Origin of the sequence: Streptomyces sp. NBC_00442, assembly GCF_036014195.1 — a bacterium.
GTDB lineage: Bacteria > Actinomycetota > Actinomycetes > Streptomycetales > Streptomycetaceae > Streptomyces.
The window spans coordinates 435,792-461,425 of the sequence record NZ_CP107918.1; the positions used below are offsets into that span (position 1 = coordinate 435,792).

The following is a 25,634-nucleotide window of genomic DNA, read 5'->3' on the forward strand; positions in this document are numbered from 1 at the left end:
TCACCTCTGGTACGCGGCCGCGACGGCCTTGGCCGCAAGGCCCTCGAATCGGCGGTCGAAGAGCGAGTCGACCTGGAACTTCTTCACGAAGCCGCCCTCGGCGAGCAGGTCCGCGGTCTCTTGCTCCCACTTGATCGCCTCGTCCCAACCGGTCGGGAAGAGAGGCTTGTTGGCGAGGGCGGTGATCGACCGCGCCTGGGCGGGCGTGAGGTTCTGGGTCTTGACGTAGAACTCCTCGTTCCAGACGTCCGGGTGCTCGTACGCCCACACCTGACCCTTGGCCCAGCGCGGGACGTACGCGGCGACCGCGGCGGCCTTCGCGGGGTCGGCGAGCACGGAGGTCGGCGCCCACAGCAGGTTGAGGAGGTCGACCACGCCGGTCGCGATGGTGTGCGCGCCCTTGGGTCCGTACTGCTTGAGGTAGGCGGGCGCCTGACTGTTGGCGAGCGGGGCGATGTCGACCTGGCCGGCCTGGAGCGCGGTGAAGAACTGGTTGCTGGTCAGCGGCACGAGCTTCACGTCGTCGTGCGTCAACCCGGCCTGCTTCAGGGCCCGGAGCAGGACGACGCCCTGCGCCTGCCCCTGCGAGAAGGCCAGCTTCCTGCCCCGGAAACCCTGCACGTCCTTGATGTCGCTGCCGGGCTTGGTGGCGAAGACGTAGGTGGGCTTGCGGGTGATGTCGATCCCGACGATCTTCGCGTCGAACCCCTGGAAGTGCGCCTGGATCGGCGGGATCCCCGCGTTGTTGGCCACATCGAGGGACTTGGCGCGGAAGGCGTTGATGACATCGGGGCCGGCGCCGGTGTTCACCCAGTCCGACACGGTGAACGGCAGGCCGTCCAACCCGGCCAGTTTGAACTGGAGTTGCTGGACCCCTTGGTACGAGGCGATCTTCAGGCTGGTGCCGGCAGGGACGGTGGTGGACAGCGGGGCGGACAGGGCCCCCTTGGTCGCGGTGCCGGCGGCCTGGGCACCCGCGCATCCGCTGAGACCGGCAGCGGCGGCGACGCCGAGCAGTGAGGACAGGAACAGCCGCCGGTCGACACCGGGCACGGCTGGGGACACTGGTGGCATGGAGGAACTCCGTGAGGGCAGGAGGAACAAGGGCGCGCGGAATTACGTGCGGAATTACGTGCGGGCGGGGCGGCCGGGAAAAGGCGCCGAACGAGGAAAATGTGCGTGCGGAATCCGGACGTGGCGCGGAAGGGCATGCGGGTACGCGCCGTCAGCGCGTACGCGCCGTCAACGGATCACCACGGCAGAAAGCCGGGGCCTCCGCTGGTCGGACACCGCCGGGTGCGCAGCGTGAACGGGCGCGCGAGCGCCTCCATGAAGAGGCGCGTGAAGGTGCGTGAATGCCGTCGGCGCACTCGATCGCCCTCTGCGGCGCGCCACTTCACCGGCACATCAGCGACAGCGGCCGCGGCCGCACGTCAGCAACACAGGGTGCGGCCGATCCGCATGAGGTCGATGACACGGCACCTGGTCAGGAGTACCGGTCGCGACGGCGTCGGCGCGACACCGGCGCTCCGGTCGCGGACCTGCCGCGACCGGATAGTCACCGGGGAGAATTCCTGCGCGCTGCTCATGCCGAGAATCCTCGCGTCCGCCCGCAATCCCTGTCAACATTCGGAGTTTCTGAATTAATTCGGTGCCGCGGACACGCTCAATGGGTCCCGGTACAGCACGTCGAGCACCACCGAACCGCCCGCCACCGCGAGCACCGAGTCCGGGAAACTGCTCGGCACGACCAGGGCGTCCCGGCGCCCCACCGCTTCGCGCAGTGCGGTGAGGCAGTCCTGCCGGTGCATCACGCCGACCTCGGTGACGACGACCGTTTCCGGGTTGAGGACGTCCAGGAGCAGCCGGGCCGCGCGCCCGACCATCCTGGCCCGCTCCACGAGGAGCCGCACGGCGACCGGGTCGCCGCCGCCCGCCGCCCGCACCACGTGCATCGGGTTCGCCGTGCCGATGACGTGGCGCTCGCGCGCCCGTCGGCACAGGGTGCGCTCGCTCAACTCGGCCTGGAGGCAGCCCGTTTGGCCGCACTCGCACCGTTCCGTGCCGCCGGCGAGCGGCAGATGGGCGATGGCACCGGCCTGCGAGCGGGGGCCGTGGTGCACCTCGTCGTGGGTGGCGAAGGCGGCGTCCACGACGTTGCCGGCGAACAGGTGCAGCATGCTCCGGCTCCCCCGGGCCCGCCCGAACAGCCGCTCCGCGTTGACCAACGCCCTTGCGTGGCCGTCGACTTGGACCGGAAGCCCGGTGCGTTCGCCGATCGCGTCGCGTACGGCGACGTCCCGCCAGCCGAGCAGGGCGTGCTCGACGACGGTGCCGGAGTCCCGGTCCACCCAGCCGCCGGCCGCCACCCCGACGCCCAGCGGGATGCGCCCCTCCGCCTCCGCGAGCAGTGCGCCGAGACCTTCGGCGGCCTGGGCGAGGACACGGTCCGGCTCGGTGCCGTCACCGTGACCCAGGCGCCGCTCCGCGAGCACCCGGCCGCGCAGGTCGAGCAGGGCGACGCTGGTGTACGGCACCGCCACGTGCACCCCGCCGACCACGAACCGGTCGGCATCCAGATCGACCGGCACATGGGGGCGTCCGGCGCCTTTCGACCGCCGGGGCGCGGCGGCCTCCCGGATCAGGCCGAGCGAGTCCAGGCGCGCACAGTGGTCGGTCACCGATGCCGGGGAGAGCCCGGTCAGGCGGGCGATGGTGCTGCGGGCGACGGGGCCGTGCTCAAGGACGGAGCGCAGCACCGCGCTGGCGCTGGTCCGGCGCCTGGCACCGTCCGCCGCCCGGCGCGGCGCCGGTTCAGCGGGTGGGTCGAGCAGGGAAAGGGGGGCCGAACGGGACATGGGGTACTTCCTCGGGGAGCTGGTCCGACATCGCGCCGTCTCGTACGCGGCGGATCCGGACGTGCTGCTCCCGGCCGCCTCAGCAGGAGCGACAGGTGGCCGTGCCCTGGCGCCGCAGGTCGACATAGCGACGCGACGCGAAGTTCTCAGCCTGCGGGACCATGGCCCGAAGCTAGCAAACCGGGCCGCCGCTGCCCAGGGGCCGCCCACGGTACGGACGTTCCGGCGCGCCGGACGGACGTCCCGCGCGCGCCGCACCGCCGGGCAGGGCGGGGGTCCGCTCAGCCGGCCGCTTCCTGCGCGGAGTGCGGGTTGGCGGCCGCGCCCTCGGTGCTGAGGAGCACGACCACCGACGACGGGCCGAGCCCCAGCGCCGTACGCCACCGGCCGTTTTCCGGTGTGTCGAGCAGGGCCCGCAGTCCGGCGAGCCCCGCGGCGCCGCAGGGGCCCGAGGAGACGCCGAGTTCCGCGAGGGTCGCGGCGGCCCGAGCGGCCTCGGGGTCGGACACGGCGACAGCCGCGTCGAGTCCGTTGCGCAGGTGCGGCCACGCGATGCTGGACGGGGTACCGCAATTGAGCCCGGCCATGGCGGTGTCGCCGGTGGTGATGCTGACGGGCGCGTCCCGCGTGAGGCTCTCCAGGACGCAGGCGGCGGCCATCGGCTCCACCGAGAGCAGGGCCGGCGCCTGCCCGGACGGACGGCTTCGGTAGTGCGTCACGACCGCCTGGGCCAGGGACCCCACACCCACGGGTACGGCGACGAGGCCGGGGCCCGCGGCGACGCCGGCGGCCGTCAGCTGCTCGTCGATCTCGGCGCAGAGGGTGGAGTAGCCCTCGACGATCCATGCGGGGATCCGCTCGTAGCCCGGCCAGCCCGTGTCCTGGACCAGGACCGCGTCCGCCCGGCCCGCCCGCTCGGCCGCGAGCCGCACCGCCTCGTCGTAGGGCCCGGCGACCTGGGTGACCTTCGCCTGCTCCGCGGTGATGGCCGACACCGCACGGGGATGGACACCCCGGGGGACGAAGACATGGGCGCGCTGTCCGAGCAGGCGCGCCACGCGGGCCACCGCGCGCCCGTGGTTGCCGTCGGTGGCGGTGACCAGAGTGACCGGTTCCGGGTCGGCGCCGTCGGCCGCGGCCGGCCGCTCGGCGAGGATGCGACGGACCGCCCAGGACGCGCCGAGCGCCTTGAAGGCGGGCAGGCCCAGCCGGGACGACTCGTCCTTGACGAAGACGCGCCCGACCTCCAACTCCCGTGCGAGTGCGGGTAGTTCGGTGAGCGGAGTGGGCGCGTAGTCGGGCAGCGCGGCATGGAAGTCGCGCACCTCGACGGGCGCGGGCTCGCAGCGCCAGGCGTTTCGGGAGCCGGGCCGCGCGGACCAGGTCGTGAGGGGCAGGGCGCGGGGAGTTGAAACGAGTTCGGGCATCCGCCCAGGGTGCGGTGCGCGCCCGCGATCAGTCCAGCACACGCTCCTGCCGCCATAAGGTCTCACCGTGCGTGCCGGGCACCCGCGTTGACCACCCACCCACTCCAATGTTAGAACTTATAACGAACGACAAGCCCTCTAAGTCCAGTCTTCCACGTCAGGGGATTCGTCATGTTCGGCACTCGTCGCACCGGCCTCCGCGCCGCCCTGTTCGCCGTCCCGCTCGTTCTCGCCGTGCTCGGCTCCGCCGCGGCGCCCGCCGGCGCCGCCCCGCGTACCGTCACGTCCCTCACCTGCCGCGGGCAGGGCGTCGACCCCGACGCCCGCGTCCGCTACCGCACCGAAGCCGTCGTCCACGCCTCGTTGAACACCGTCTGGAAGGTGCAGACCGACGTGGCGCGGTGGCCCTCCTGGCAGGGCGCCGTCACCAGCGCGGAACGCCTCGACCACGGTCCCTTCCGCACGGGATCGGCGTTCCACTGGACGACCCCCGTGCCTCCCAACCCCGCGACCCCCGCCACCAGCCTGGACATCACCTCCACCGTCCAGCAGGTCCGGCACGGCTCCTGCATCCGCTGGACGGGGCCCGCGACCGGCGAGGGGCTGCACATCGACGGCGTGCACGTATGGAACTTCACCAAGGTCAGGGGCGGCGTTCTCGTACGCACCGAGGAGACCCACACCGGCCCGCAGGTCGATGCCGACGTTCCCGCCGCGACCGAGATCCTCCGCACCGGGCTCGACGCGTGGCTGCGGGACCTGAAGAACGCCGCCGAGGCCCGAACCGCCGATCACCGGAGCTGACGCCCGGGTCCGCGGACCACCTGGTGATTCCTCCAGTGCGCACACCCCCGCCCCGCCGTTTTCCGTGCGCGGAACCAGTCGTTTCCGGCCCCCTCGCGGGCTTCACTGGCTTGGACGCAGTGGTAGAAGGGCGTGGAGAGACATGGATCTGAACACCGTGATGGACGTGCGGGACGCGCGGCTGCGGGAACCCTGGCAGTCGGGGGACGCGTGGCTGGGCGGGGGCACGTACCTGTTCTCCGAGCCGCAGCCCCATCTGCGGCGGCTCGTGGATCTGAGCCGGATGGGCTGGGATCCGCTGACGGTGGGCGCGGACGGATCGCTGAAGATCGCGGCCACGTGCACCATCGCCCAGCTCTACCGGTTCGGGCGGGCGCTGCCCGTGGCGTCCGCGCACCTCTTCGAGCAGTGCTGCCGCGCCTTCCTGGCCTCGTTCAAGATCTGGAACATGGCCACCGTGGGCGGCAACCTGTGCAACGGGCTGCCGGCCGGACCCATCATCTCGCTGGCCGCCGCACTCGACGGCACCTGCCTGCTCCAGTCGCAGGCGGGCGCCGTACGCGACGTGAAGGTCGTCGACTTCATCCTCGGCGCCGGCATCAAGAATCTCGGCGAGGGCGAGCTGCTCCGCTCGGTCACCCTCCCGGCGCGTGCCCTGGCCTGCCACACGGCGTTCCGGCAGGTGTCGCTCTACGGGCTCGGCCGCTCGGGCGCCCTGGTCATCGGGACGCTCGACCCGGCGGACGGGTCGATGGCGGTGACGATCAGCGCGGCCACCGTGCGCCCGTTCCGCTTCTGGTTCCCGCTGCCTCCGGACCGGGGCGAACTGCAACGGGCGATCGAGACGCACGTCGGCGGCGACGACTGGTACGACGACATCCACGGACTGCCCGAGTGGCGGCGGCACATGGGGCTGCGCCTCGCGGAGGAAGTCCGCCAGGAACTGACGCGGCTGTGCGGAGGAGGTGCGCGATGAGCTTCGACATCGAGGTCAACAAGCAGCACTTCGACGCCGAGCCGCGGGCCGGCCAGTGTCTGCGCACCTATCTGCGCGAGCGCGGCTGGTTCGGTGTGAAGAAGGGCTGCGACGGAGGCGACTGCGGCGCGTGCACCGTCCATGTGGACGGCGAGCCGGTCCACAGCTGTCTCTACCCCGCGGTGCGGGCCGAGGGCCGCAGCGTGACGACCGTCGAGGGGCTCGCCTCGCCGGAGGGCGAACTCCACCCCGTACAGCGCAAGTTCCTCGAAGCGCAGGGATTCCAGTGCGGCTTCTGCACCGCGGGGTTCCTCATGACCACGGCCGCTCTCGAAGCCGAGCGGGGCACCCCGCACGACGACGGCAAGCTCGCGGATCTGCCCCGCGCGTTCAAGGGCAACATCTGCCGGTGCACCGGATACCGCGCCATCGAGGACTCGGTGCGCGGGGTACGGCACACCGAACGCCCGTGTGCGGGCAAGGCGGTCGGCAAGAGCCTGGGCGCTCCGGCCGGCCCCCAGGTCGTGACCGGCACCGCCCGCTACACCTTCGACGTCGAGGTGCCCGGCCTCCTCCACATGAAGCTCCTGCGCTCGCCCCACCCGCACGCCCGGATCCTCTCCGTCGACACCGCGGAGGCGCTGCGCGTGCCCGGGGTGCACGCCGTGCTCACCCACCGGGACGCGCCCGCCACCCTGTACTCCTCGGCCCGCCACGAACACCCGGGCGAGGACCCCGACGACACGCGCGTCCTGGACGACGTCGTGCGCTTCGTGGGCCAGCGCGTCGCCGCCGTCGTCGCGGACAGCGAGCAGGCGGCGGAGGAGGGCTGCCGCCGCATCGAGGTGGTCTACGAGCAACTGCCGTACGTCATCGACCCCGAGGAGGCGATGGCCCCCGGCGCACCCGTCATCCACGCGGGCAAGGGGTCCGAGGTGCGGATCGCCCGGGTGGAGAACAACGTCGCCGGCGAGGTGCACGGCGAGATCGGCTGCGTGGAGGACGGCTTCGCCGACGCCGATGTCGTCTACGAGGACACCTTCCGCACGCAACGCGTCCAGCACGCCAGCCTGGAGACGCACGGCTGCGTCGCCTACTTCGAGCCGAAGGAGGACGGCACCGGGGAGCGGCTGACCGTGCGCTCCTCCACCCAGACCCCGTTCCTGACGCGCCGCGCCCTGTGCGCCCTGTACGACCTGCCCGAGGACGAGGTCCGGGTCGTGGCGGGACGGGTGGGCGGCGGCTTCGGCGGCAAGCAGGAGATGCTGACCGAGGACATCGTCACGCTGGCCGTGCTGAAACTGCGCCGTCCGGTGAAGCTGGAGTTCACCCGCGCCGAGCAGTTCTTCGGAGCGACCACCCGCCACCCCTTCACCATCGGGATCAAGATGGGCGCCCGCGCCGACGGCACCCTGACCGCGATCCGGATGCGTGTGGTCGCCAACACCGGCGCGTACGGCAACCACGGTCCCGGCGTGGTGTTCCACAGCGTGGGCGAGTCGTTCGCCGTCTACCGCGCACCCCACAAGAAGGTGGACGCCTACTCCGTCTACACGAACGTCGTCCCGTCGGGAGCCTTCCGCGGGTACGGCCTGGGGCAGGTCACGTTCGCCGTCGAATCGGTGATGGACGAACTGGCCCACCGGCTCGGCATGGACCCGCTGGTCATCCGCGAGAAGAACATCATCGGTCCCGGCGAGCACCTGCACAGCCCCATCGGCGAGGAGGAGGAAGACCTGCACATCGCCTCGTACGGTCTCGACCAGTGCCTGGCGGTGGTGCGCAAGGCCATCGCCGAGGACGACAGTGCCGAGCGGGCGCCCGAGGGGTGGCTGGTGGGGCAGGGCACGGCGATGGCGATGATCGCCACCAGTCCGCCCGGCGGCCACTACGCCGATGCCCGTGTGACCCTCCTGTCCGACGGCACCTACGACATCGCCGTGGGCACCGCCGAGTTCGGCAACGGCACCACCACCGTGCACAAGCAGATCACCGCGGGCGCTCTGAACACCACCGTGGACCGCCTGACGGTTCGTCAGTCCGATACCGATGTCGTCCGTCACGACACCGGGGCCTTCGGCTCCGCGGGCACGGTCGTGGCGGGAAAGGCCGTCCTGCTCGCCGCCACCTCGCTGGCCGAACGGCTCCGGACCTTCGCCGCCCGGCACACGGGCGTGGCCCGGCACCTGTGCGTGCTCGGGCCCGAGGCCTTCGACTGCGCGGGCCGGGTGGTGACCCTGAAGGAGCTGCACGAGGCGGCCCTTGCGGCGGGCGCCGAGGAGGAGCTCTCCGTGGACGGCCACTTCGGCGGCACACCACGCTCGATCGCCTTCAACGCCCAGTGGTTCCGCCTCGCGGTCGACCCCGCGACCGGCGAGATCCGCATCCTGCGCAGCGTGCACGCCGCCGACGCGGGCAAGGTCATGAACCCGATGCAGTGCCGCGGCCAGGTCGAGGGCGGGGTCGCGCAGGCGCTCGGCGCGACGCTCTTCGAAACGGTGCGCATCGACGAGCGGGGCGCCGTCACCACGGCCGCGTTCCGCCGCTATCGCCTGCCGCAGTTCGCCGACGTGCCCCGAACGGAGGTCCACTTCACGGAGACCGCGGACGCCATCGGCCCCCTGGGGGCCAAGTCGATGAGCGAGAGCCCCTTCAACCCGGTGGCTCCCGCGTTCGCCAACGCGCTGCGGGACGCGACGGGTGTCCGGTTCACCGAGATGCCGGTGACCCGCGACCGCGTCTGGCTGGCGCTCGACCGCCACGCCCGTACCGGAGTCGCGACGGACGCGTGATCGCGGGGTGCGGGGCGGCCGCCCATACGTCCGGCCGCCCCGGCCCCCCGTCAGGAAGAAGCCCCCGGCTCCGCGGGCATCGACCAGTGCTCACCGGCCCAGTCCGCGAGCGTGGTCATGCGCGGGTACCGGGCGCGCAGGGCCTCCACGTCGGCCCGGAAGCCCACGGTGTCGAACCAGTCGAACATCGCGGCCATCTCCTCGCTGTGGGCGCGGATCCGCTCGATCGGCGTGGGGGCGAAGCGGACGGGGCGGACCGCCACCCGGGCGAAGACCCCGGCCATCTGCGGCCCGGTCAGCTCGTCCCCGGCGATCTCGACGGTACGCCCCAGGTATTCGTCCGGGGTGTCGAAGGCCTCGGCCGCGATGGCCCCGATGTCCTGCGGCGCGATCATCTGAAGCCTCGTCCGCGGGTCCACGGCGAGGGTGAGGACCAGTTCGCCGTCCTGCCACTGCGGTACGACGCCGGCGAGGGTGCCTGCCCGGTCGGTCCGCAGGTCGGCCAGGAGACGGTCGGTGTGTTCGGGCATCCCGTGGAAGTGGTGCACCCCGGCGTCGACCGGCACGATGGCGCCGAGCCGGTCCGGGGCGGCCAGTGCCGCCTCCACGAGGAACGCGCCGGCGATCGACGAGCCGATGAGCACCGGCCGTTCGAGGCCCAGGACGTCGAGGAACTCCAGTACGTCGCGGGTGACTTCGGCGATGGTGTACCCGGTGGCCGGCCGGTCGGAGCGGCCGCAGCCCCGCCAGTCGAGGGTGATCACCCGGTGGTCGGCCATGAGGTCGGCGGCCTGCGCGTCCCACACGCGGCCGCTGGTCCCCCAGCCGTGCAGGAACACCAAGGGGCGGCCGGCGCCGTGATCCTCGTACGACAGCCGGTTGCCCCGCACCGTGGCGAATGCCATACCCTGCTCCTTCTCTCGGTGGGCCCCGCTCTCCGGGACCGCCCCCGACCTGCGTTGACGTCCCTCATTCCAGCGCAGCGGCGAAGCCGGACCAAGACGCGATCCGCTATCGTATTGATCAGACATCGTGATGAATGATGAATGGTGAAGGGGGACGGGGAGCGGTGGAGTTGAGACAGGCGCACTACTTCGTGGCGGTCGCCGAGGAGCTGCACTTCGGGCGCGCGGCGCAGCGCCTGCACATCGTCCAGCCCACGGTCAGTCAGCAAATCCGGCGTCTGGAGCGGGAGTTCGGCCTCGCGCTCTTCGACCGCACCACGCGTACGGTGACGTTGACGGCGGCCGGCCGCGCCTTCCTGCCCCGTGCGCGCGCCCTGGTCCGCGCCGAGCGGGCGGCGGTCGACGCGATGAACGCCCTGCGGGGCGACGCCGAGACGACGCTGCGCGTGGGCACCAACATCGGGCTCGGTTCCCGTCTGGACGCGCTGCTGTCCGTCCTCGGCGAGCGGGCACCCGGCCTCTCCGTGGAGTTGCACGGTGCCCCGGCCGACCTGCGTCTGCGGCGGGTACGCGAGGGCGTCTGGGACGCCGCGTTCATCCGCGGCGCGGAGCACAGCCCCGAGCTGGAGCACCTGCCCCTGTGGAGAGACGAGCTCCTCGTGGCGCTCCCCGCCGCCCATCCCCTGGCGGCCCGGGACGAGATCGACGCCGCCGACCTCGCCGGCCTCCCGCTGCGGATCACACCGCGTCAGGACAATCCCCATCTGTACGACACCGTCGTCGAAGCCTGCCGGGCCGCCGGGTTCGAACCCACGCTCGGCCCGGCCTTCAGCCATGACCAGGATGCGCTGGCCGCCGTCGGTTCGGGCCGGCCGAGCTGGACGGTGTTCTACGCGGCGCAGGCAGCCGTCGAACCGGGGGCCCGTGTCGTGTTCCGGCCGTTCGTCGCTCCCGCGCCGTCCGTCCGCACCTACCTGGCGGTCCTTCCGGGCCCGCCGTCGCGCCGCCTGACCGCGCTCCTGGACGCCTGCCGACGCGTCGACACCTCGGCGGGACAGGCGCGCTGACGCGCCCGGCCGCCGCCGGCGCGTCTACTTGCCGGGGTCCCGGAAGCGGCCGAACGCCTTGGTGAGAGCGGTCAGCGGCGACCCGTCCGCCTTCGCCGGCCGTGGCACCGGGGCCCTCAGGACGCCGTCGCCGCCGCTCGTCTCGGCCAGCGCGGCCTGCGCCGCCTCGGCTGCTTCGCGGTACAGATCGCGCGAGTTCGTCATGGCGTCGAGCGCCTCGGCGTACTTCGTGACCATGCCCTGCGCGTGCACCAGTTCCTCGTCGGGCGTGAGCAGGTGCCAGCCCTGGCGCAGCCGGGTCAGGGCCCGCTCGGCGTCGGCCGGGAGCGGGCGGGGCAGGGCCGCGAACTCCTTGATCCTGTCGAGGAGTTCGGTGGGATGCGATCCGTCGAGGAAGACGGTGCGCACCGTGAAGGCATCCGCGTCGTAACCGGGGCTCGGCGGTGCGGTGGGCAGGACGACGGCGCCGCCGCGCGGCATCCGTACGTTCAGCTCGCGCTTCATCGCGAAGTCGGCGATCTGCGCCTGCTCGGGCGTGCCCCGGTGCTCGATCACGCGGTGCCGCAGGCTCGGCGGCAGGAACGTCGACATCGGCTGCTGCCCCTGGGCGTCCGGAGTCATCGCCTCGTGCACCACGACGTGGATGAACCAGCTCTGCCGGGTGCAGTCCCGCAGCCGGTGGCGCAGCTCGTCGTCGTCCTTCGGCAGGTGGTTCGTGGTGCGCAGGCGCAGACCGGGGACGGTGTCGTGGTCCCAGGCGACGCGGTCGCTGTCGGGCCAGAACATGGTCGCGGGCGAGAGCCAGTGCATGTCCCAGGCGCGTTCCGCCTCGGCGGCCAGGACCCAGGTGACGCCCTCGCCGTCCTTGCGCCGCGACTCGGGGTCGTAGGTGGTGAGCTGAGCGCGCACCACGACGTCGTCGTCCACCCGCCAGCGCGCCTCGAAGACACGCCGGGCCGACGGGCCGGGGTCGGCGGACTCGTCCAGCGGGTGCAGGACGGTGGAGCGGGCCGCCTCGACGGGGTCGAGATCCAGGAAGTCGTCGAGCACCCCGGCCGCCTGGAGGGCGATCAGGTTGCGCCGGACGTCGAGCTCGGGCTCGGGCCCGAGGTGGCGCCCGCGCCCCAGCCACGCGGTGTCGGGGACGGTGGTCGAGGAGCTGCTGTTTTTGGCCATGGATTCGTTCTGTGGGTGATCGGGGCCCGACCAGTATGGTCGCTCGCCCCTCCGTTGCAACGCGGTACCCCGACCCCGGCCACGTCACTCCCGCCCTTGCTCCCCCGAAGTCCGAAATGACCGCCGCGCCCGCCCCGGGCAGCGGCGCGGGCAGCGGCGCGGGCGACCGGGTTTCACCCTCGCCCTGTTCGCTCGACGACACCGAGCACGGCCTTCGCGACCGCCTCCGGCCGGCTCTCATGGATGAAGTGACCGGCGTCACCCACGACGACGTGTTCGCCCTGCGCGGCCGTAGCGGCGATCTCCGCCTGCAGCGAGGTCCACCGGGCCCGCATGCCCTTCGGCAGCCCCTGCGTGGCGCTCAGGACCACTACCGGAACATCCGGCAGACGGGAGGACGCGCGCAGCCGCCGGAGGGCCGGCATCTGCTTGCGCGTCATCCGGTTCTCGACGGCCGCCGCGCGCGCCTGGTGCCGATGCGCATGGCAGTCCAGTTCCGCACGGATGAGCAGCTCTTGGACCTGCGGGTCGTCACTCACCCTCACCGCGGCCCTTGCCGCGTTCTCGCGCAGTGAGCGCTCGGCGGCCCCCAGTACGTGCCGCGCGACGGCGAGGTGCGCGAAAGCCCCGTCCGCCCAGCACAGCACGCGGGGCTGGAACTCCTCGTGGGCCGGATCGACGAGGACGAGCCCCGCCACCAGCTCCGGCGCCGCCCATGCCACCCACTGCGCGAGCAGACCGCCCCAACTGTTGCCGACCAGCACACAGGGCCCCCGCCCTATATGGGTCAGCAACGCGATGAGGTCCTCCACCGCGGTCGCGGCGGTCAGCGGCGCCGCCGGGTCGCTCATGCCGAGCCCGGCACGGTCATAGGCCACGACCCGTGCGCGCTCGGCCACCGCGGGCATGATCGGCGCCCAGGTCAGCGCCGATGTACCGCACGCCGCGTCCAGCACCACGGTGACGGGCCCCCCACCCGCCTCGACCCACCGCAGGACGCGCCCCCCACGCGGCAGCTCACCACCCGCCGCACCCCCCGGCACGAGCCCCTCAATCGCCCTCACCACGGCATTGCTCACAACTCCCCCTCCATGCAGCGCGGTTGTCATCCAGGGTGAAAGCCTAGGCAGGAGGGCCTGCGGCGGTTCGTGCGCCGGCGGCCCCGGATCGCCGGCGCAACCACAGACCCCGAGGTCACGGCGCCAAAGAGGTCAAGGTCACAGCCGATCCCTCTGCTGCTCCTTTGTCGAACTGCCCTAGCATCCGAGCATGACGGTCCTGCCTGACGACGGGCTCTCTCTGGCCGCCGAGTTCCCTGACGCGACCCTTGAACAGTGGCACGGCCTCGTGGCCGGTGTCCTGCGCAAGTCGGGCAAGGAAGCTTCCGGCGTGGCAGCGGAGGACGCCCTGTCCACCGCGCTGGAGGACGGGTTGCGCACCCGGCCCCTGTACACCGCGCACACCACCGCGCCCGACGCCGCTTCCTCCGGTTTCCCCGGTTTCGCTCCCTTCGTGCGAGGTTCCCGCGCCGAGGGCAACACCGCGGGCGGCTGGGACGTGCGCCAGCGGCACACGGTGGGTGATGCCGCCACGGTGCTCGCGGACCTGGAGAACGGCGTCACCTCGCTGTGGCTCGTCCTCGGTGAGGGCGGCTTCCCCGTGTCCTCGCTCGGCCGGGTCCTCGACGGGGTGTATCTCGACCTGGCGCCCGTCGTCCTCGACGCGGGACGCGATGTCGAGGCCGCCGCACAGGAGTTGTTCCGGCTGTACGAGGAGCGGGGTGTCGCCAAGGAGGCGGCACGCGGCAGCCTCGGGGCCGACCCGCTGGGTCACCGGGCGCGCACGGGCGAGGAGTTGGACTTCGGGCCCGCCGCGGCGCTCGCCCGGCGGTGCGCCGACGCGTACCCGGGGCTGCGCGCGCTGACGGTGGACGCGCTGCCCTATCACGAGGCCGGCGGTTCGGCCGCACAGGAGCTGGGCGCGTCCCTCTCGACGGGCGTGGCCTACCTGCGCGAGCTCACCGACGCCGGGCTGAGCGTCCAGCAGGCATGCGCACAGCTGGAGTTCAGGTACGCGGCGAGCGCCGACCAGTTCCTGACCATCGCCAAGCTGCGGGCGGCGCGCCGGCTGTGGGCTCGGGTCGCCGAGGTGTGCGGGGAGCCGCGGGCCGGGGCGCAGGTGCAACACGTCGTGACATCGCCGGTGATGATGTCGCGCCGGGACCCCTGGGTGAACATGCTGCGCACCACGCTCGCCACCCTGGCGGCCGGGGTGGGCGGCGCCGACGCCGTCACCGTGCTCCCCTTCGACCACGCCCTCGGCCTTCCGGACGCCTTCGCGCGGCGCATCGCCCGCAACACCTCGACGATCCTCATCGAGGAGTCGCACCTGTCCCGGGTGATCGACCCCGCGGGCGGTTCCTGGTACGTGGAGCGGCTGACCGATGAACTCGCCCACGCCGGCTGGGAGTTCTTCCGCCGACTCGAAGGGCAGGGCGGCCAGGCGGCCGTCCTTCGCTCGGGCCGCCTGGGTCAGGATCTCGCGGACACCTGGCGCGAGCGCGCCACGCGCCTTGCCGAGCGCCGTGAACCCATCACCGGGGTCAGCGAGTTCCCGCATCTCGCGGAGCGCCCGGTGGAGCGCGGGCCCCTGCCCCCGCGTCCGTCGGGCGGGCTGCCCCGCGTGCGGCGCGACGAAGCGTTCGAGGCGCTGCGTGCCCGCTCCGACGCCCACCTGGCGGCGACGGGTTCCCGTCCGAAGATCTTCCTCGCGACCCTCGGCCCGGCCGCCGTCCACACCGGGCGGGCCGGCTTCGCGGCCAACCTCTTCCAGGCGGGCGGCATCGAGGCCGTCACCGAGGGCACGTTCGAGCAGAGCGGTGCGTCGGAGGCCTGTCTGTGCTCCAGCGACGCGGTGTACGAGGAACAGGCCGAGGACAGCGCCCGGTCCCTCGCCGAAGCAGGGGCGCGGCACGTCGTCCTCGCCGGCCTCCCCGGCCAGTACACCGGTGTCGACTCCTACGTCTTCGCGGGCTGCGACGCCGTCGCCGTGCTCACCGCCACCCTCGACCGCATGGGAGTGTCCTGATGGGAATCCCCGACTTCTCCGGCATCGAGCTGGGAACCCCGGCCCCGGACGGCGACGCCGAGGCGTGGAGCGACGCCGCGCGGGCCGCGGCCGGCGGCGACGTACCGCTGTGGGAGACGCCCGAGGGCATCGCGGTCAAGCCGCTCTACACCGGCCGTGACCTTCAGGGCCTGGACTTCCTCGACACCTACCCCGGTGTCGCCCCGTATCTGCGCGGCCCGTACCCGACGATGTACGTCAACCAGCCCTGGACGATCCGCCAGTACGCGGGGTTCTCGACCGCCGAGGAGTCCAACGCCTTCTACCGCCGCAACCTCGCGGCCGGCCAGAAGGGCCTGTCGGTCGCCTTCGACCTGCCCACCCATCGCGGCTACGACAGCGACCACCCCCGGGTGACCGGTGACGTCGGCATGGCGGGCGTGGCCATCGACTCCATCTACGACATGCGGCAGCTCTTCGACGGCATCCCGCTGGACAAGATGACCGTGTCGATGACGATGAACGGCGCCGTGCTGCCGGTGCTCGCGCTGTACATCGTGGCGGCGGAGGAGCAGGGGGTGGCGCCCGAGAAGCTCGCGGGGACCATCCAGAACGACATCCTCAAGGAGTTCATGGTCCGCAACACCTACATCTATCCGCCGAAGCCGTCGATGCGGATCATCTCCGACATCTTCGCCTACACCTCGCAGCGGATGCCCCGCTACAACTCGATCTCCATCTCCGGCTACCACATCCAAGAGGCGGGTGCCACGGCCGACTTGGAGCTGGCGTACACGCTCGCGGACGGCGTGGAGTACATCCGGGCGGGGCGCGAGGCGGGACTGGACGTGGACGCGTTCGCACCCCGGCTGTCGTTCTTCTGGGCCATCGGCATGAACTTCTTCATGGAGGTGGCCAAGCTGCGGGCCGCCCGGCTGCTGTGGGCGAAGCTGGTCAAGCAGTTCGAGCCGCAGAACACCAAGTCGCTGTCCCTGCGCACCCATTCGCAGACGTCCGGCTGGTCGCTGACCGCGCAGGACGTGTTCAACAACGTGACGCGTACGTGTGTGGAGGCGATGGCCGCGACGCAGGGCCACACCCAGTCGCTGCACACCAACGCCCTCGACGAGGCGCTCGCGCTGCCCACCGACTTCTCGGCGCGCATCGCGCGCAACACCCAGCTGCTGCTCCAGCAGGAGTCGGGCACGACCCGGGTCATCGACCCGTGGGGCGGCAGCGCCTACGTCGAGAAGCTCACCAACGACCTCGCCCGCCGCGCCTGGCAGCACATCGAGGAGGTCGAGCGGGCGGGCGGCATGGCCAAGGCCATCGACGCGGGGATCCCCAAGCTCCGTATCGAGGAGGCCGCGGCCCGCACCCAGGCGCGCATCGACTCCGGGCGCCAGCCGGTCATCGGCGTCAACAAGTACCGCGTGGAGAGCGACGAGCAGATCGACGTCCGCGCCGTCGACAACTCCTCCGTGCGCACCCAGCAGATCGAGAAGCTGCGCCGGCTGCGGGCCGAGCGCGACGGGCGGGCCTGCCAGGACGCGCTTGACGCACTCACCCGGGCGGCCGGCGGCGAGGGCAACCTCCTGGAGCTGGCCGTGAACGCGGCCCGCGCCATGGCCACCGTCGGCGAGATCTCCGACGCCCTGGAGAAGGTGTACGGCCGCCACGCGAGCCAGATCCGTACCATTTCCGGTGTGTACCGCAACGAAGCAGGCGAGTCCCCCTCCGTGGAGCGCACCCGCACCCTGGTCTCCGACTTCGAGGAGTCCGAGGGGCGCCGTCCGCGCATTCTCGTCGCCAAGATGGGGCAGGACGGTCACGACCGCGGCCAGAAGGTGATCGCCACGGCCTTCGCCGACCTCGGCTTCGACGTGGACGTCGGCCCGCTGTTCCAGACGCCCGCCGAGGTCGCCCGGCAGGCCGTCGAGGCGGACGTCCACATCGTCGGGGTCTCCTCCCTGGCGGCCGGGCACCTCACCCTCGTACCGGCGCTGCGCGAACAGCTCGCCGCGGAGGGGCGCGAGGACATCATGGTCGTGGTGGGTGGTGTGATCCCGCCGCAGGACGTCCCGACGCTGCTCGACATGGGCGCCGCGGCCGTGTTCCCGCCCGGCACGGTGATCCCGGACGCGGCCCACGACCTGGTGCGGCGGCTCGCGGCGGATCTCGGGCACGACCTGTGATCGATGTCGACGCGTATGTGAAGGGTGTGCTCGCCGGGAAGCGGGCGCTCGTCGCGCGCGCGATCACGCTCGTCGAGTCCACGCACCCGCGCCACCGCGCGCCGGCCCAGGAGCTGCTGACCGCGCTGCTGCCGCACAGCGGCAAGGCACGGCGGATCGGGGTGAGCGGCGTTCCGGGTGTCGGCAAGTCGACGTTCATCGACGCGTTCGGTACCCGGCTCACCGCGGCCGGGCACCGGGTGGCGGTGCTCGCGGTGGACCCGTCCTCCAGCCGTACGGGCGGCTCGATCCTGGGGGACAAGACCCGGATGGAGCGGCTGGCGGTCGACCCGGCTTCGTTCGTGCGCCCCTCCCCCACCGCGGGCACGCTCGGCGGGGTCGCCAAGGCGACGCGCGAGTCGATCGTGGTGATGGAGGCCGCGGGCTATGACGTCGTCCTGGTGGAGACGGTCGGCGTCGGCCAGTCGGAGACCGCGGTCGCGAACATGGTGGACTCCTTCCTGCTCCTGACGCTGGCCCGCACCGGCGACCAGCTCCAGGGCATCAAGAAGGGCGTGCTCGAACTGGCCGACGTGATCGCAGTCAACAAGGCGGACGGCCCCCACGAGCGCGACGCGCAGTCTGCCGCGCGGGAGTTGGCGGGGGCGCTGCGCCTGATGCACGGCCCGGACGCGTTCTGGGCGCCGCCCGTACTGAGCTGCAGCGCGCGCGAGTCCACGGGGCTCGACGCCGTGTGGGAACGCCTCGAACAGCACCGCGCCCTGCTCGACTCCACGGGCCGCCTCGCCGCCAAACGCCGCGACCAACAGGTCGACTGGACATGGACGATGGTGCGCGACGAGCTCCTCGGCCGCCTGCGCTCCGACCCCGAGGTGCGCGCCCAGGCTCCCGCTCTCGAACAGCGGGTGAGAGAGGGCGAGTTGACGGCCACGCTGGCCGCGGAGCGGATCTTGGCACTGTTCGGGGGCGAGGGGCGGAGCGACGGCCAGGGACCGGGTGAGGGCCCGGGTGAGGGCCCGGGTGAGGGCCCGGGTGAGGGACCGGGTGAGGGCCCGGGTGAGGGGCAGCGGCAGGGGGAAGGGCAGCCCCAGGGAGATGGTCGGGGTCGGGGAGATGGTCGGGGTCTGGGCCGGCAGGGCTGACATCTGCCGTCGCTGCCCGCCCGCCGCCGCTATCCCCTCCACCACCCGCCACCCGCCGCAGTACCGGGCCGGGGCCGGGATGGGGGGCGTGACCGGCCCCCGTGTTCAGGGCCCGTGCCGGGCCTCGCCCGGCTCGCCTCGACGGTCTCCCGGGACGGGGCGACAATGGAAGGCGGATCGCGTCCGGGGGCCCGAGGGCCGGGAGGTACCCGTGGCACACACCGACACCACCGACGTCCTGATCGTGGGCTCAGGACCCGTCGGTCTGAGCGCGGCGGCCGAGCTCGCCCGGCACGGAGTGCGCGGCCGCGTCATCGACCGCCTGCCGGCCCGGCTCCCCTACGCCAAAGCCGTGGGCATCCAGCCACGCACACTGGAGATCTGGGACCGGATGGGTCTGGTCCGCGACATCCTGGAGGCCTCCGTCCCGCTGCGCGGCCAGTTGGCGTACGTCAACGGCGTCGAGCAGGCGCGCATCGTCCTGGAGCTGCCGCCCGAAGTCCCTTACGGATTCGCCGCGTTGCCCCAGTACGAGACCGAACGCCTCTTGGAGGAGTACCTCGCGGGCCTCGGCACCGCCGTTGAGCGGGGCACGGAACTCACGTCCTTCGAGCAGGACGCGGACGGCGTGACCGCGCGCCTGACCACCGCCTCCGGGTCGGATGAGGAGCTCAGGGTCGGCTATCTCATAGGGTGCGACGGTGCGCACAGCACCGTGCGCAAGGGGCTGGGGCTCTCGTTCGAGGGAGGGGCGTTCCCCCAGGAGTTCATGCTGGCGGACGTCGAAGTGGACTGGGACATGCCGCGCGGCCACAGCGTGCGCTCCACCCGGCGCGCCGCCGACGGCTCCGTCGAGGACACACTGGTGTGCGTTCCGCTGCCCGGCGCGAGCCGATACCGCTTGTCGATGCTCACTCCCCCCGGGTTCTCGGCCGAACTCGCCGGCCGCGAGTCAGCACCGCCGCCCGCCGCCGCCCGGAGCGTCTCGGGCGCGACGCGGGGGACGGCCGCGGTGCCCGCCGGCGACCAGGTGGCGCACGGTCTGGGAGGCGGCAGGACGCCGGAGTTGTCCGACATCCGGGCCGTCGTCGACCGGCTGGCGCCGACCACGGCGACCCTTTCCGACATGCGCTGGTCCTCGGTGTTCCGCATCAGCCACCGGATCGTCGACCGCTACGGCGAGGGACGTGTCTTCGTCGCGGGCGACGCGGCCCACATCCACCCGCCCACCGGCGCCCAAGGCATGAACACCGGCATCCAGGACGCCTGCAACCTGGCCTGGAAGATCGCCCTCGTCGTCCGGGGGACGGCGGGCCCGGCCCTGCTCACCAGCTACGACGCCGAGCGGCGTCCGGTCGGCGAGGAGGTCGTGGGCCGGACGACCGTCCGGCACTCCGCGGACGGCGGCCACGCCGACGCCCACGACAAACCGACGTTCCAGGCCGTGCGCGAGGCCCAGTTGCTGGTCGGCTACCGTGACGGCCCGCTCGCCACGAAGCCGTACGGGCCCGACGACGCGCCGCAGCCCGGCGACCGTGCCCCGGACTGCGCCGGCCTGACCGCGCCGCCCCTGGCCGCGTACCGGCTGCGACTGCTCGACATCCTGCGCGGGTGCCCGGGGCACGTCGTGCTTCTGTACCTGAGCGACCCCGCCGACATGGCCACCCCGCGCGAGGCCGCCGAAGCCGCCGCGGCGGCCATGGCTGTCACGGCGGTCCCCCTCGCCGCGGCAGGCCCGGCCGTTCCGGCTGGCCCGATGGCAGGCCCGTCCCCCGCGGGCGACGGAGCGCGAGGGGCGCCCCGGACACGGACCGCACCTCGCATCGTCGCCATCGTCGCTCAGAACCCCGCCGCCTCCGGCACCGCGCCGGCCCTGTCGGACCTCTCCCGCCTGACGGTTCCGGGATATCTGGACGCGGCAGGCGAGTTCGCACGGATCTACCGCCCGGAGGGCCCCACCGGATTCGTTGTCCGTCCGGACGGGCAGCTGGGCGCCCGGTTCCCGCTGTCCGACACCGGGGCCGCCCTGGACGGATACCTCGGAACGCTCTCGATCCCCGCATAGCGCGCTCGTCCGAGGTGTGGCCTGCGGTCATGGGGCGAACACACCGCTCGGAACCCGCTACCGGTGGCTGAGCACATTGATCACGCGGCCGTTCGGGTCGCGCACGAAGAACCGGCGCACGCCCCACTCCTCGTCCGTCAGCGGATGGACGATCTCGGCGCCGCGCTCGACCATCGCCCGGTGCACGGCGTCCACGTCATCGACCTCGATGCTCACATCCGGCGCCACGGGGGCCGTCTGGTCCTTGCTCATCAGGCTGAGCTGCACGGCAGGATTGTCCGTGGAAGCGAGCGTGACGATCCATCCGTGGTTCATCACTTCCTCGAAGCCGAGCACACCGTAGAAATCGGAACTCTCGGCGAGGGCCTGCCCCTCGGACTGGAAGTTGGGAACGATCCGGCGAACGTGCATGAGCCACTCCATGGTCCGTGAGAAACGTGGGCGTGCGCAGGGACGGTAGCCCGCGGGTGAGCGTGAGGCATGCGGACGGCTCACGCTATACAACCCGCTCCGGAGAGCCTCGGCCCCCACTCCCCCACTCCCCCTCTCCCTCACTCCCCTCATGAAATTGCGGGCGTGTTTGGTGTCGATGTTCCTATGTTCATACGTTCGGGTTGCTTGGGGGTGTGCGCGCAAGGACCGGTCTGAAAGCGGCGCCGCCCGCGCCACCGGCCACCACGACCGCTCCTGACCGTAGATGACCAACTCCTGATCCATCACGCTCCCTTGCCGAGCACCAGTGACAGCTCTGTGGCGGCGCGGGGCGGTGGGGCGGAGGTGATGTGGCAGCTGGCGTTCCGATTTCAGGGATTTCCCGGGATGGCGGGGCGGGCGCGGTGCTGATTGTGTTCGGTGCCCGGACATGAGTAAGGGCTTCGAGGGGTTGGTCGCCTGACTCGAAGCCCTGACGCGTCCGCTCCCACGGTTCCATCTCTAGGAGGACGACGTGCTTGAACGCGTCTACCGGAAGTTCGCCCCGCTGCTTCCGGAGCGGCCCGACCTTAGCATTCCGCTGCATGCGATCGCCCAAACCGCCGTGGTCGCCATCCTCGCCGTCACGGCCCGCTGGGCCTCGGTCCTGGTGACCGCGACGGTTGCGGGAGTGGTGTGGAAGGGGCTGCCACCGGAGGCTCTGATGATGGCCGCGCCGATGGCCTGGGCCGACCGGACGATGGTCACCTATCTGCGCGTCACACGTCTGTAGGACGCCCGCGCGCCGACCCCGGGCTGCCGAGTCCCCACTCCGGCCGCCGGGTCGGCGCGGTATGCCCCACCCCGCGGATTTCGGTCAATGTGCCGTCCTTGTGCGGTGATGGTGACCTCACCATGTGGTCACGTGCGCCGTCATCGTGCGAGAGCCGCCCGGCGGGCCGCCCCCACCGGTTGCTCACCCTTCCCGCCGCTGACGCGAGGAGCCCCGATGCCATCGGGCCACTTACACCGCCCGCCTTCCGGACGCCGTGACACCGTGCCCCGCGGACCCGAGGGTCCGGGCGGCCCGCCGCCCCGGGCGTCGAACGCGCAGCAGATCGCCTACGACGCGTTCTGCACGCGGTACCGGGGCGTCTACCTGCGCTACGCCCGGGTCCGCCTGAACAGCGTCGAGGCGGCGGACCTCACCGTCCGCACCGCTCTGGAAGGCGTCGCCGCCCGGTGGCACCTCGTCCTGCGGGAGGCGTCACCGGCCGCGGCCTGCTGGTCCCTGGTCAGCTCACGGATAGCGGCGCGGGCGCACAAGCCGTCCCTGGCAGGGATGTTGGGGCCGGCCGAGACGGACATGCTGGTGCTCCGCTACCGGCTGGGGCTGCCCGCGGCCGAGGCGGCGGCCGTGATGGGGTTGGACCTGGCGGAGTTCACCGTCCGCCTCGGCGGCGCGATCAGCCTCCTCACCTCCCGTACGGGCATCCCCGCACCCGCAGGGGCCTCCGGCGAGGGGGAGTGAGCGATCTTGGCCGGGCGCGTGCCGGTTCCGCTCGCTCCATGTTCCACGGCGTCTGGTTTGCTCCCCCGTGCACCCGTGTCACCCCCGAGCGCACTGGTCGGCGCACGCCGCCGCTCCTAGCATGGCTCTCCTGTCAACCGGCGGTGAGCGCGGCCCGGTTGGACAGGACCGCGCCTGAAGAGGGAGAGAGCCATTTCCATCGACGTCAGCACGCCCAGCGTGGCGCGCATGTACGACTTCCTCATCGACGGGACCGACAACTACGCATCGGACCGGGCCGCATGCCGGAAGCTGCTCGAAATGGCGCCGAGCACGCGGGAGTTGGCACTCATCAACCGGGCCTTCCTCGTCCGGTCGGTGCGCTACCTCGCCCAGGAGTGCGGCATCCGCCGCTTCCTCGACCACGGATCCGGGCTGCCCACCCGCCCCAATGTCCACCAGGTCGCCCAGGAGACCCAGCCGGGCGCCCAGGTCGTCTACATCGACAACGACCCGCTCGTGCACGCCCACGGCCGCCTCATGCTCGCCGAGGACCTGAAGACCACCGCCGTCATCGAAGCCGACATGCGTGACGTCGACGCGAACTTCGAGCGCCCCGAGGTGCGCCGCCTCCTTGAGGACGGTGAGCCGGTGGCCGCGCTGTTCGTGTCCGTCCTGCACTGCATCCCGGACGACGACGATCCCTGGCAGCTGGTCAAGGACGTCGCCGACCGCCTGCCCGACGGCAGCTTCCTCGTCATCTCCCAGCTCACCAGCGACAACGCCCAACTACGCGACAGCGTAACGGAGTTCATGCGCCAGACCACCGGCGACACATGGGGGCGGGTGCGCTCCACCGCGGAGGTCGGGCGCTACTTCGACGGCCTCGCCCTGCAGAGGGCCGACGAGCCAGTCGAGGTGTCCACCTGGTACCCGGACACCGACATCGCACCGCGTCAGGCCACTCAGGAATGGATCGAGTACGGGGGCATCGGCAAGGTCGTACGGGCCTAGGTCGTGTCTGCAGAGTCCCGTCCGGCCGGCGGGGTCGGGCCGCGGCGCCCGGCCGGAAAGCCGGACGCCGCGACCGCTCATGTCAGGTCATGTCAGGCCGCTGCGGTGGCCACCCCGCCGAGGTGCCGGGCGAAGAAACGGACCGCGCTGTCGGCCTCGAAGCGAGGCAGCTCCTTGTGACGGCCCGCGTTCACATGCAGCGACTTCTCCTTCGAGGCGAAGGCGTCGAACAGGGCGAGACTCTCCTCGCGCGAGATGTGTTCGTCGTCCCACTGCATGTCGAACTCGATCGGGATGGTGATCCGCTTCGCCTTCTCGGCCAGGGCATCGGGCCAGTGCTGACCGAAGACCGCCGCGGTGATCCTGGGTTCGACCGCCACGAACGGGACGCCGATCGCGGTGCCCATGTTGATGCCCCAGAAGCCGACCGGCCCCTCTGCTCCGATCTCCGCGAGTGACTGGAGCGCGTCCAGGGTCGCCCGGTATTCGGGCACGGCTAGCTCCGCCAGGTGGTCGTTGTAGCGCACGACGATCGGGCCTTCCGGCTCGCCCGCCGCCCTCGCCCGGAAGAGTTCGGCGATCTCCGCCTCGTCGTGCGCCGTGCGCGGCCGGTCGCCATGACCGGGCGCGTCGATGACGGCGACGTGGAACCCACAGCCGGTCACGAGGCGCTGGGCGCGGCCGGACATCGCCGGGTGTTTCTTGTGGTTGCCGCCGCCATGGGCCATCAGGACCAGGGGCGCCCGGCCGGCCGGACCGGAGGTGGCCGCATCGGGGAGCGAATCGGGGGCCGGCGACCAAAGGACGCCGGGGATGCCGGAGATCTTCGGCGTACCCGGTGTGCCCGGTGTGCCGCCCACGGTGAAGTCGCGGGCGACCACGCCGTTCGACGACGTTTCGGCGGTGAACTGAAGAGAGTGCATGAGTGGCGCCTTTCGGGAGTGCCTTGGTGTCGAGGCGCTCCCGGCGACACCTATGTCAGTCGCCGGCCGTGACGGCAAGGGGGAGCACCCACATGAATACGGCGTTCATGGGTCTCACCTCCTCGGGCGGCGTCACGGTCGAGGGAAAACTATCAGGTCGACCATCATCCCTTCACCCCTTTTTCCCGTGGCAACTTTCCCGCGGCAACTTTCCCCGGTGCGGCTTCTGTTCCGCGGCGACTTCTGTTCCGCCGCGACGCCCCGTCCTAGCCCTGCCCCCGCCCCCGCCCCTCGTCAGCGAATCCCGTGATCAGACGGTCCAACAGTGTCAGCGTCTGCTCCTTGTCGAGGCTGTGCTGGATCAGCTCCAGCATCGACGCGGCATGCAGGTCGACATCGGCCGGCTCGTTCAGCCAGGCCCCGCCGCTGTTCATTCCTTCCCGGTACACCAGGTCCGGCTCGCCCGGCGCCCGGAACTTGAACACGGTCATCGCGACCGTCAGCGGGCACACCTTCTCCCACGCACGGTCGGTGAAGATCCGGATGTGCACCCGGTCGCGGTTCTCCGCGAGGTTGAACAGGTGCCGCAACTGCCCCCGCATCACCTTGCGTCCGCCCACCCACGCGCGCAGCGCCGCTTCCGCGATCACGGCCGAGTAGTCCGGGGCGTCGGGCGGCTCCAGCACCTGCTGACGGCGGCGCCGCACCTCCCACCGGCGCTTGATCGCGGGGTGGTCCGGCTTCCCGGTGTAGGGCACCTGCATGATGGCGCGGGCGTAGTCGGGAGTCTGGAGCAGTCCGGGCACGAGGGAGCCGGAGTACGTACGGATCTCCTTGGCCGCGCTCTCGACGATCATGAGTTCGTCCAGCGACGTGTCGACGACGTCGCTGTAGTCCGTCCACCACCGGCGCTGCTTCGTGTTGTTCACCAGGCGGGTCAGGGTCCGCAGCGAATCGCCGTCGGCGTGGCCGTAGAGCTCCGCGAGGCGCAGGACCGTCGAGAGGTCGGGCTTGACGTCCCTGCTGCCCGTCTCGTACCGGCTGAGCATCGACGTCGAACCGATCACCCCGGCGGCCACCACGTCCTTGCCGCGCATCTTCGCCGCCACCCGCATGGCGCTCAGCCTCATCCCCAGCACACGTGCCGGCGGCGCCACACCGGACAGGCCGTGCTCCGGCCCCTCGTCCGGAACCGGATCAAGCACGCGTGCGGCCACCCTGACTCCTCCAGCGCACGGCGACCCTCGCCGGTACGCGCCCATCCTGAGGAACCGGGGTGGCCGCCACAACCCGCGGCTACGGC

20 protein-coding genes are annotated in these 25,634 nt (G+C 71.9%); 11 read left to right on the forward strand and 9 right to left on the reverse strand.

All coding sequences use genetic code 11. The features are described from left to right. The 3 genes from OG432_RS02000 to OG432_RS02010 all read right to left on the reverse strand — a co-directional run bounded on the left by OG432_RS02000 (position 1) and on the right by OG432_RS02010 (position 4,285). Entirely contained in the window at positions 1-1,074 is a 1,074-nt protein-coding gene (locus OG432_RS02000; protein ID WP_328307062.1) for an ABC transporter substrate-binding protein, read from the reverse strand. Positions 1,075-1,643: 569 nt separating this feature from the next. After that, a complete protein-coding gene (locus tag OG432_RS02005; RefSeq protein WP_328307064.1) occupies positions 1,644-2,858 on the reverse strand; it encodes an ROK family transcriptional regulator in 1,215 nt (404 codons plus the stop codon). Positions 2,859-3,139: 281 nt separating this feature from the next. Continuing rightward, positions 3,140-4,285, reverse strand: coding sequence for a diaminopropionate ammonia-lyase (locus OG432_RS02010; RefSeq protein WP_328307066.1), 1,146 nt, complete (start codon positions 4,283-4,285; stop codon positions 3,140-3,142). Positions 4,286-4,456: 171 nt separating this feature from the next. On the opposite strand from OG432_RS02010, the gene OG432_RS02015 reads away from it, so the two are divergent. The 3 genes from OG432_RS02015 to OG432_RS02025 all read left to right on the forward strand — a co-directional run bounded on the left by OG432_RS02015 (position 4,457) and on the right by OG432_RS02025 (position 8,857). After that, positions 4,457-5,089: an SRPBCC family protein gene (locus tag OG432_RS02015; RefSeq protein ID WP_328307068.1), complete on the forward strand. Its 633-nt coding sequence runs from the start codon at positions 4,457-4,459 to the stop codon at positions 5,087-5,089. 142 nt (positions 5,090-5,231) lie between these two features. After that, a complete protein-coding gene (locus tag OG432_RS02020; RefSeq protein WP_328307070.1) occupies positions 5,232-6,065 on the forward strand; it encodes an FAD binding domain-containing protein in 834 nt (277 codons plus the stop codon). After that, a complete protein-coding gene (locus OG432_RS02025; protein ID WP_328307072.1) occupies positions 6,062-8,857 on the forward strand; it encodes a molybdopterin-dependent oxidoreductase in 2,796 nt (931 codons plus the stop codon). Before OG432_RS02020 ends, OG432_RS02025 begins: the two co-directional genes overlap by 4 nt. 50 nt (positions 8,858-8,907) lie before the next feature. Here the strand turns inward: OG432_RS02025 and OG432_RS02030 are convergent, their stop codons facing one another. After that, positions 8,908-9,762: an alpha/beta fold hydrolase gene (locus tag OG432_RS02030; protein ID WP_328307074.1), complete on the reverse strand. Its 855-nt coding sequence runs from the start codon at positions 9,760-9,762 to the stop codon at positions 8,908-8,910. 164 nt (positions 9,763-9,926) lie between these two features. On the opposite strand from OG432_RS02030, the gene OG432_RS02035 reads away from it, so the two are divergent. Continuing rightward, on the forward strand, positions 9,927-10,829 hold the full coding sequence (locus tag OG432_RS02035; protein WP_328307076.1) for a LysR family transcriptional regulator: 903 nt from the start codon (positions 9,927-9,929) through the stop codon (positions 10,827-10,829). Positions 10,830-10,853: 24 nt separating this feature from the next. Here the strand turns inward: OG432_RS02035 and OG432_RS02040 are convergent, their stop codons facing one another. After that, positions 10,854-12,005, reverse strand: coding sequence for a hypothetical protein (locus tag OG432_RS02040; RefSeq protein WP_328307078.1), 1,152 nt, complete (start codon positions 12,003-12,005; stop codon positions 10,854-10,856). Between the two features lie 173 nt (positions 12,006-12,178). Then, on the reverse strand, positions 12,179-13,084 hold the full coding sequence (locus OG432_RS02045; RefSeq protein WP_328307080.1) for an alpha/beta fold hydrolase: 906 nt from the start codon (positions 13,082-13,084) through the stop codon (positions 12,179-12,181). A gap of 190 nt (positions 13,085-13,274) precedes the next feature. Here OG432_RS02045 and OG432_RS02050 point away from each other — a divergent pair, with 190 nt between their 5' ends. From OG432_RS02050 to OG432_RS02065, 4 genes are all read left to right on the forward strand, one after another. Then, positions 13,275-15,092 (forward strand): methylmalonyl-CoA mutase family protein, encoded by a 1,818-nt coding sequence (locus OG432_RS02050; RefSeq protein WP_328307083.1) that lies wholly within the window; start codon positions 13,275-13,277, stop codon positions 15,090-15,092. Further along, a complete protein-coding gene (gene scpA, locus OG432_RS02055; RefSeq protein ID WP_328307085.1) occupies positions 15,092-17,266 on the forward strand; it encodes a methylmalonyl-CoA mutase in 2,175 nt (724 codons plus the stop codon). The genes OG432_RS02050 and scpA overlap by 1 nt, the downstream gene beginning before the upstream one ends. After that, on the forward strand, positions 17,263-18,408 hold the full coding sequence (gene meaB / locus OG432_RS02060) for a methylmalonyl Co-A mutase-associated GTPase MeaB (RefSeq protein ID WP_328307087.1): 1,146 nt from the start codon (positions 17,263-17,265) through the stop codon (positions 18,406-18,408). Before scpA ends, meaB begins: the two co-directional genes overlap by 4 nt. Positions 18,409-18,619: 211 nt before the next feature. Continuing rightward, positions 18,620-20,473, forward strand: a complete 1,854-nt coding sequence (locus OG432_RS02065) for an FAD-dependent monooxygenase (RefSeq protein ID WP_328307089.1) — start codon at positions 18,620-18,622, stop codon at positions 20,471-20,473. 57 nt (positions 20,474-20,530) lie between these two features. Here the strand turns inward: OG432_RS02065 and OG432_RS02070 are convergent, their stop codons facing one another. Next, positions 20,531-20,884 carry a VOC family protein gene (locus tag OG432_RS02070; protein ID WP_328307091.1) on the reverse strand — a complete coding sequence of 118 codons (354 nt, stop codon included), beginning with the start codon at positions 20,882-20,884 and terminating at the stop codon, positions 20,531-20,533. A 535-nt stretch (positions 20,885-21,419) separates the two neighbouring features. Between OG432_RS02070 and OG432_RS02075 the strand changes: the two genes are divergently transcribed. From OG432_RS02075 to OG432_RS02085, 3 genes are all read left to right on the forward strand, one after another. Then, positions 21,420-21,677, forward strand: a complete 258-nt coding sequence (locus OG432_RS02075; RefSeq protein WP_328307093.1) for a hypothetical protein — start codon at positions 21,420-21,422, stop codon at positions 21,675-21,677. A gap of 264 nt (positions 21,678-21,941) precedes the next feature. Next, on the forward strand, positions 21,942-22,415 hold the full coding sequence (locus OG432_RS02080) for a hypothetical protein (protein ID WP_328307095.1): 474 nt from the start codon (positions 21,942-21,944) through the stop codon (positions 22,413-22,415). Between the two features lie 174 nt (positions 22,416-22,589). Next, complete coding sequence (locus tag OG432_RS02085) at positions 22,590-23,408, forward strand: SAM-dependent methyltransferase (RefSeq protein WP_443058540.1); 819 nt, start codon at positions 22,590-22,592, stop codon at positions 23,406-23,408. A gap of 92 nt (positions 23,409-23,500) precedes the next feature. On the opposite strand, the gene OG432_RS02090 is transcribed toward OG432_RS02085, so the two are convergent. After that, the gene (locus tag OG432_RS02090) at positions 23,501-24,331 is read right to left on the reverse strand and encodes an alpha/beta hydrolase (protein ID WP_328307097.1); all 831 of its coding nucleotides are present in this window, start codon (positions 24,329-24,331) and stop codon (positions 23,501-23,503) included. Between the two features lie 266 nt (positions 24,332-24,597). Next, positions 24,598-25,548, reverse strand: a complete 951-nt coding sequence (locus tag OG432_RS02095) for a helix-turn-helix domain-containing protein (protein ID WP_328307099.1) — start codon at positions 25,546-25,548, stop codon at positions 24,598-24,600. Between the last annotated feature and the right edge of the window lie 86 nt (positions 25,549-25,634).

What these genes read in the sequence shown, in the direction of transcription:
- OG432_RS02000 (WP_328307062.1), bottom strand. Translation starts at nt 1,074, where the DNA reads ATGCCACCAGTGTCCCCAGCCGTGCCCGGTGTCGACCGGCGGCTGTTC.
- OG432_RS02005 (WP_328307064.1), bottom strand. Translation starts at nt 2,858, where the DNA reads ATGTCCCGTTCGGCCCCCCTTTCCCTGCTCGACCCACCCGCTGAACCG.
- OG432_RS02010 (WP_328307066.1), bottom strand. Translation starts at nt 4,285, where the DNA reads ATGCCCGAACTCGTTTCAACTCCCCGCGCCCTGCCCCTCACGACCTGG.
- OG432_RS02015 (WP_328307068.1), top strand. Translation starts at nt 4,457, where the DNA reads ATGTTCGGCACTCGTCGCACCGGCCTCCGCGCCGCCCTGTTCGCCGTC.
- OG432_RS02020 (WP_328307070.1), top strand. Translation starts at nt 5,232, where the DNA reads ATGGATCTGAACACCGTGATGGACGTGCGGGACGCGCGGCTGCGGGAA.
- OG432_RS02025 (WP_328307072.1), top strand. Translation starts at nt 6,062, where the DNA reads ATGAGCTTCGACATCGAGGTCAACAAGCAGCACTTCGACGCCGAGCCG.
- OG432_RS02030 (WP_328307074.1), bottom strand. Translation starts at nt 9,762, where the DNA reads ATGGCATTCGCCACGGTGCGGGGCAACCGGCTGTCGTACGAGGATCAC.
- OG432_RS02040 (WP_328307078.1), bottom strand. Translation starts at nt 12,005, where the DNA reads ATGGCCAAAAACAGCAGCTCCTCGACCACCGTCCCCGACACCGCGTGG.
- OG432_RS02050 (WP_328307083.1), top strand. Translation starts at nt 13,275, where the DNA reads ATGACGGTCCTGCCTGACGACGGGCTCTCTCTGGCCGCCGAGTTCCCT.
- scpA (WP_328307085.1), top strand. Translation starts at nt 15,092, where the DNA reads ATGGGAATCCCCGACTTCTCCGGCATCGAGCTGGGAACCCCGGCCCCG.
- OG432_RS02070 (WP_328307091.1), bottom strand. Translation starts at nt 20,884, where the DNA reads ATGCACGTTCGCCGGATCGTTCCCAACTTCCAGTCCGAGGGGCAGGCC.
- OG432_RS02090 (WP_328307097.1), bottom strand. Translation starts at nt 24,331, where the DNA reads ATGCACTCTCTTCAGTTCACCGCCGAAACGTCGTCGAACGGCGTGGTC.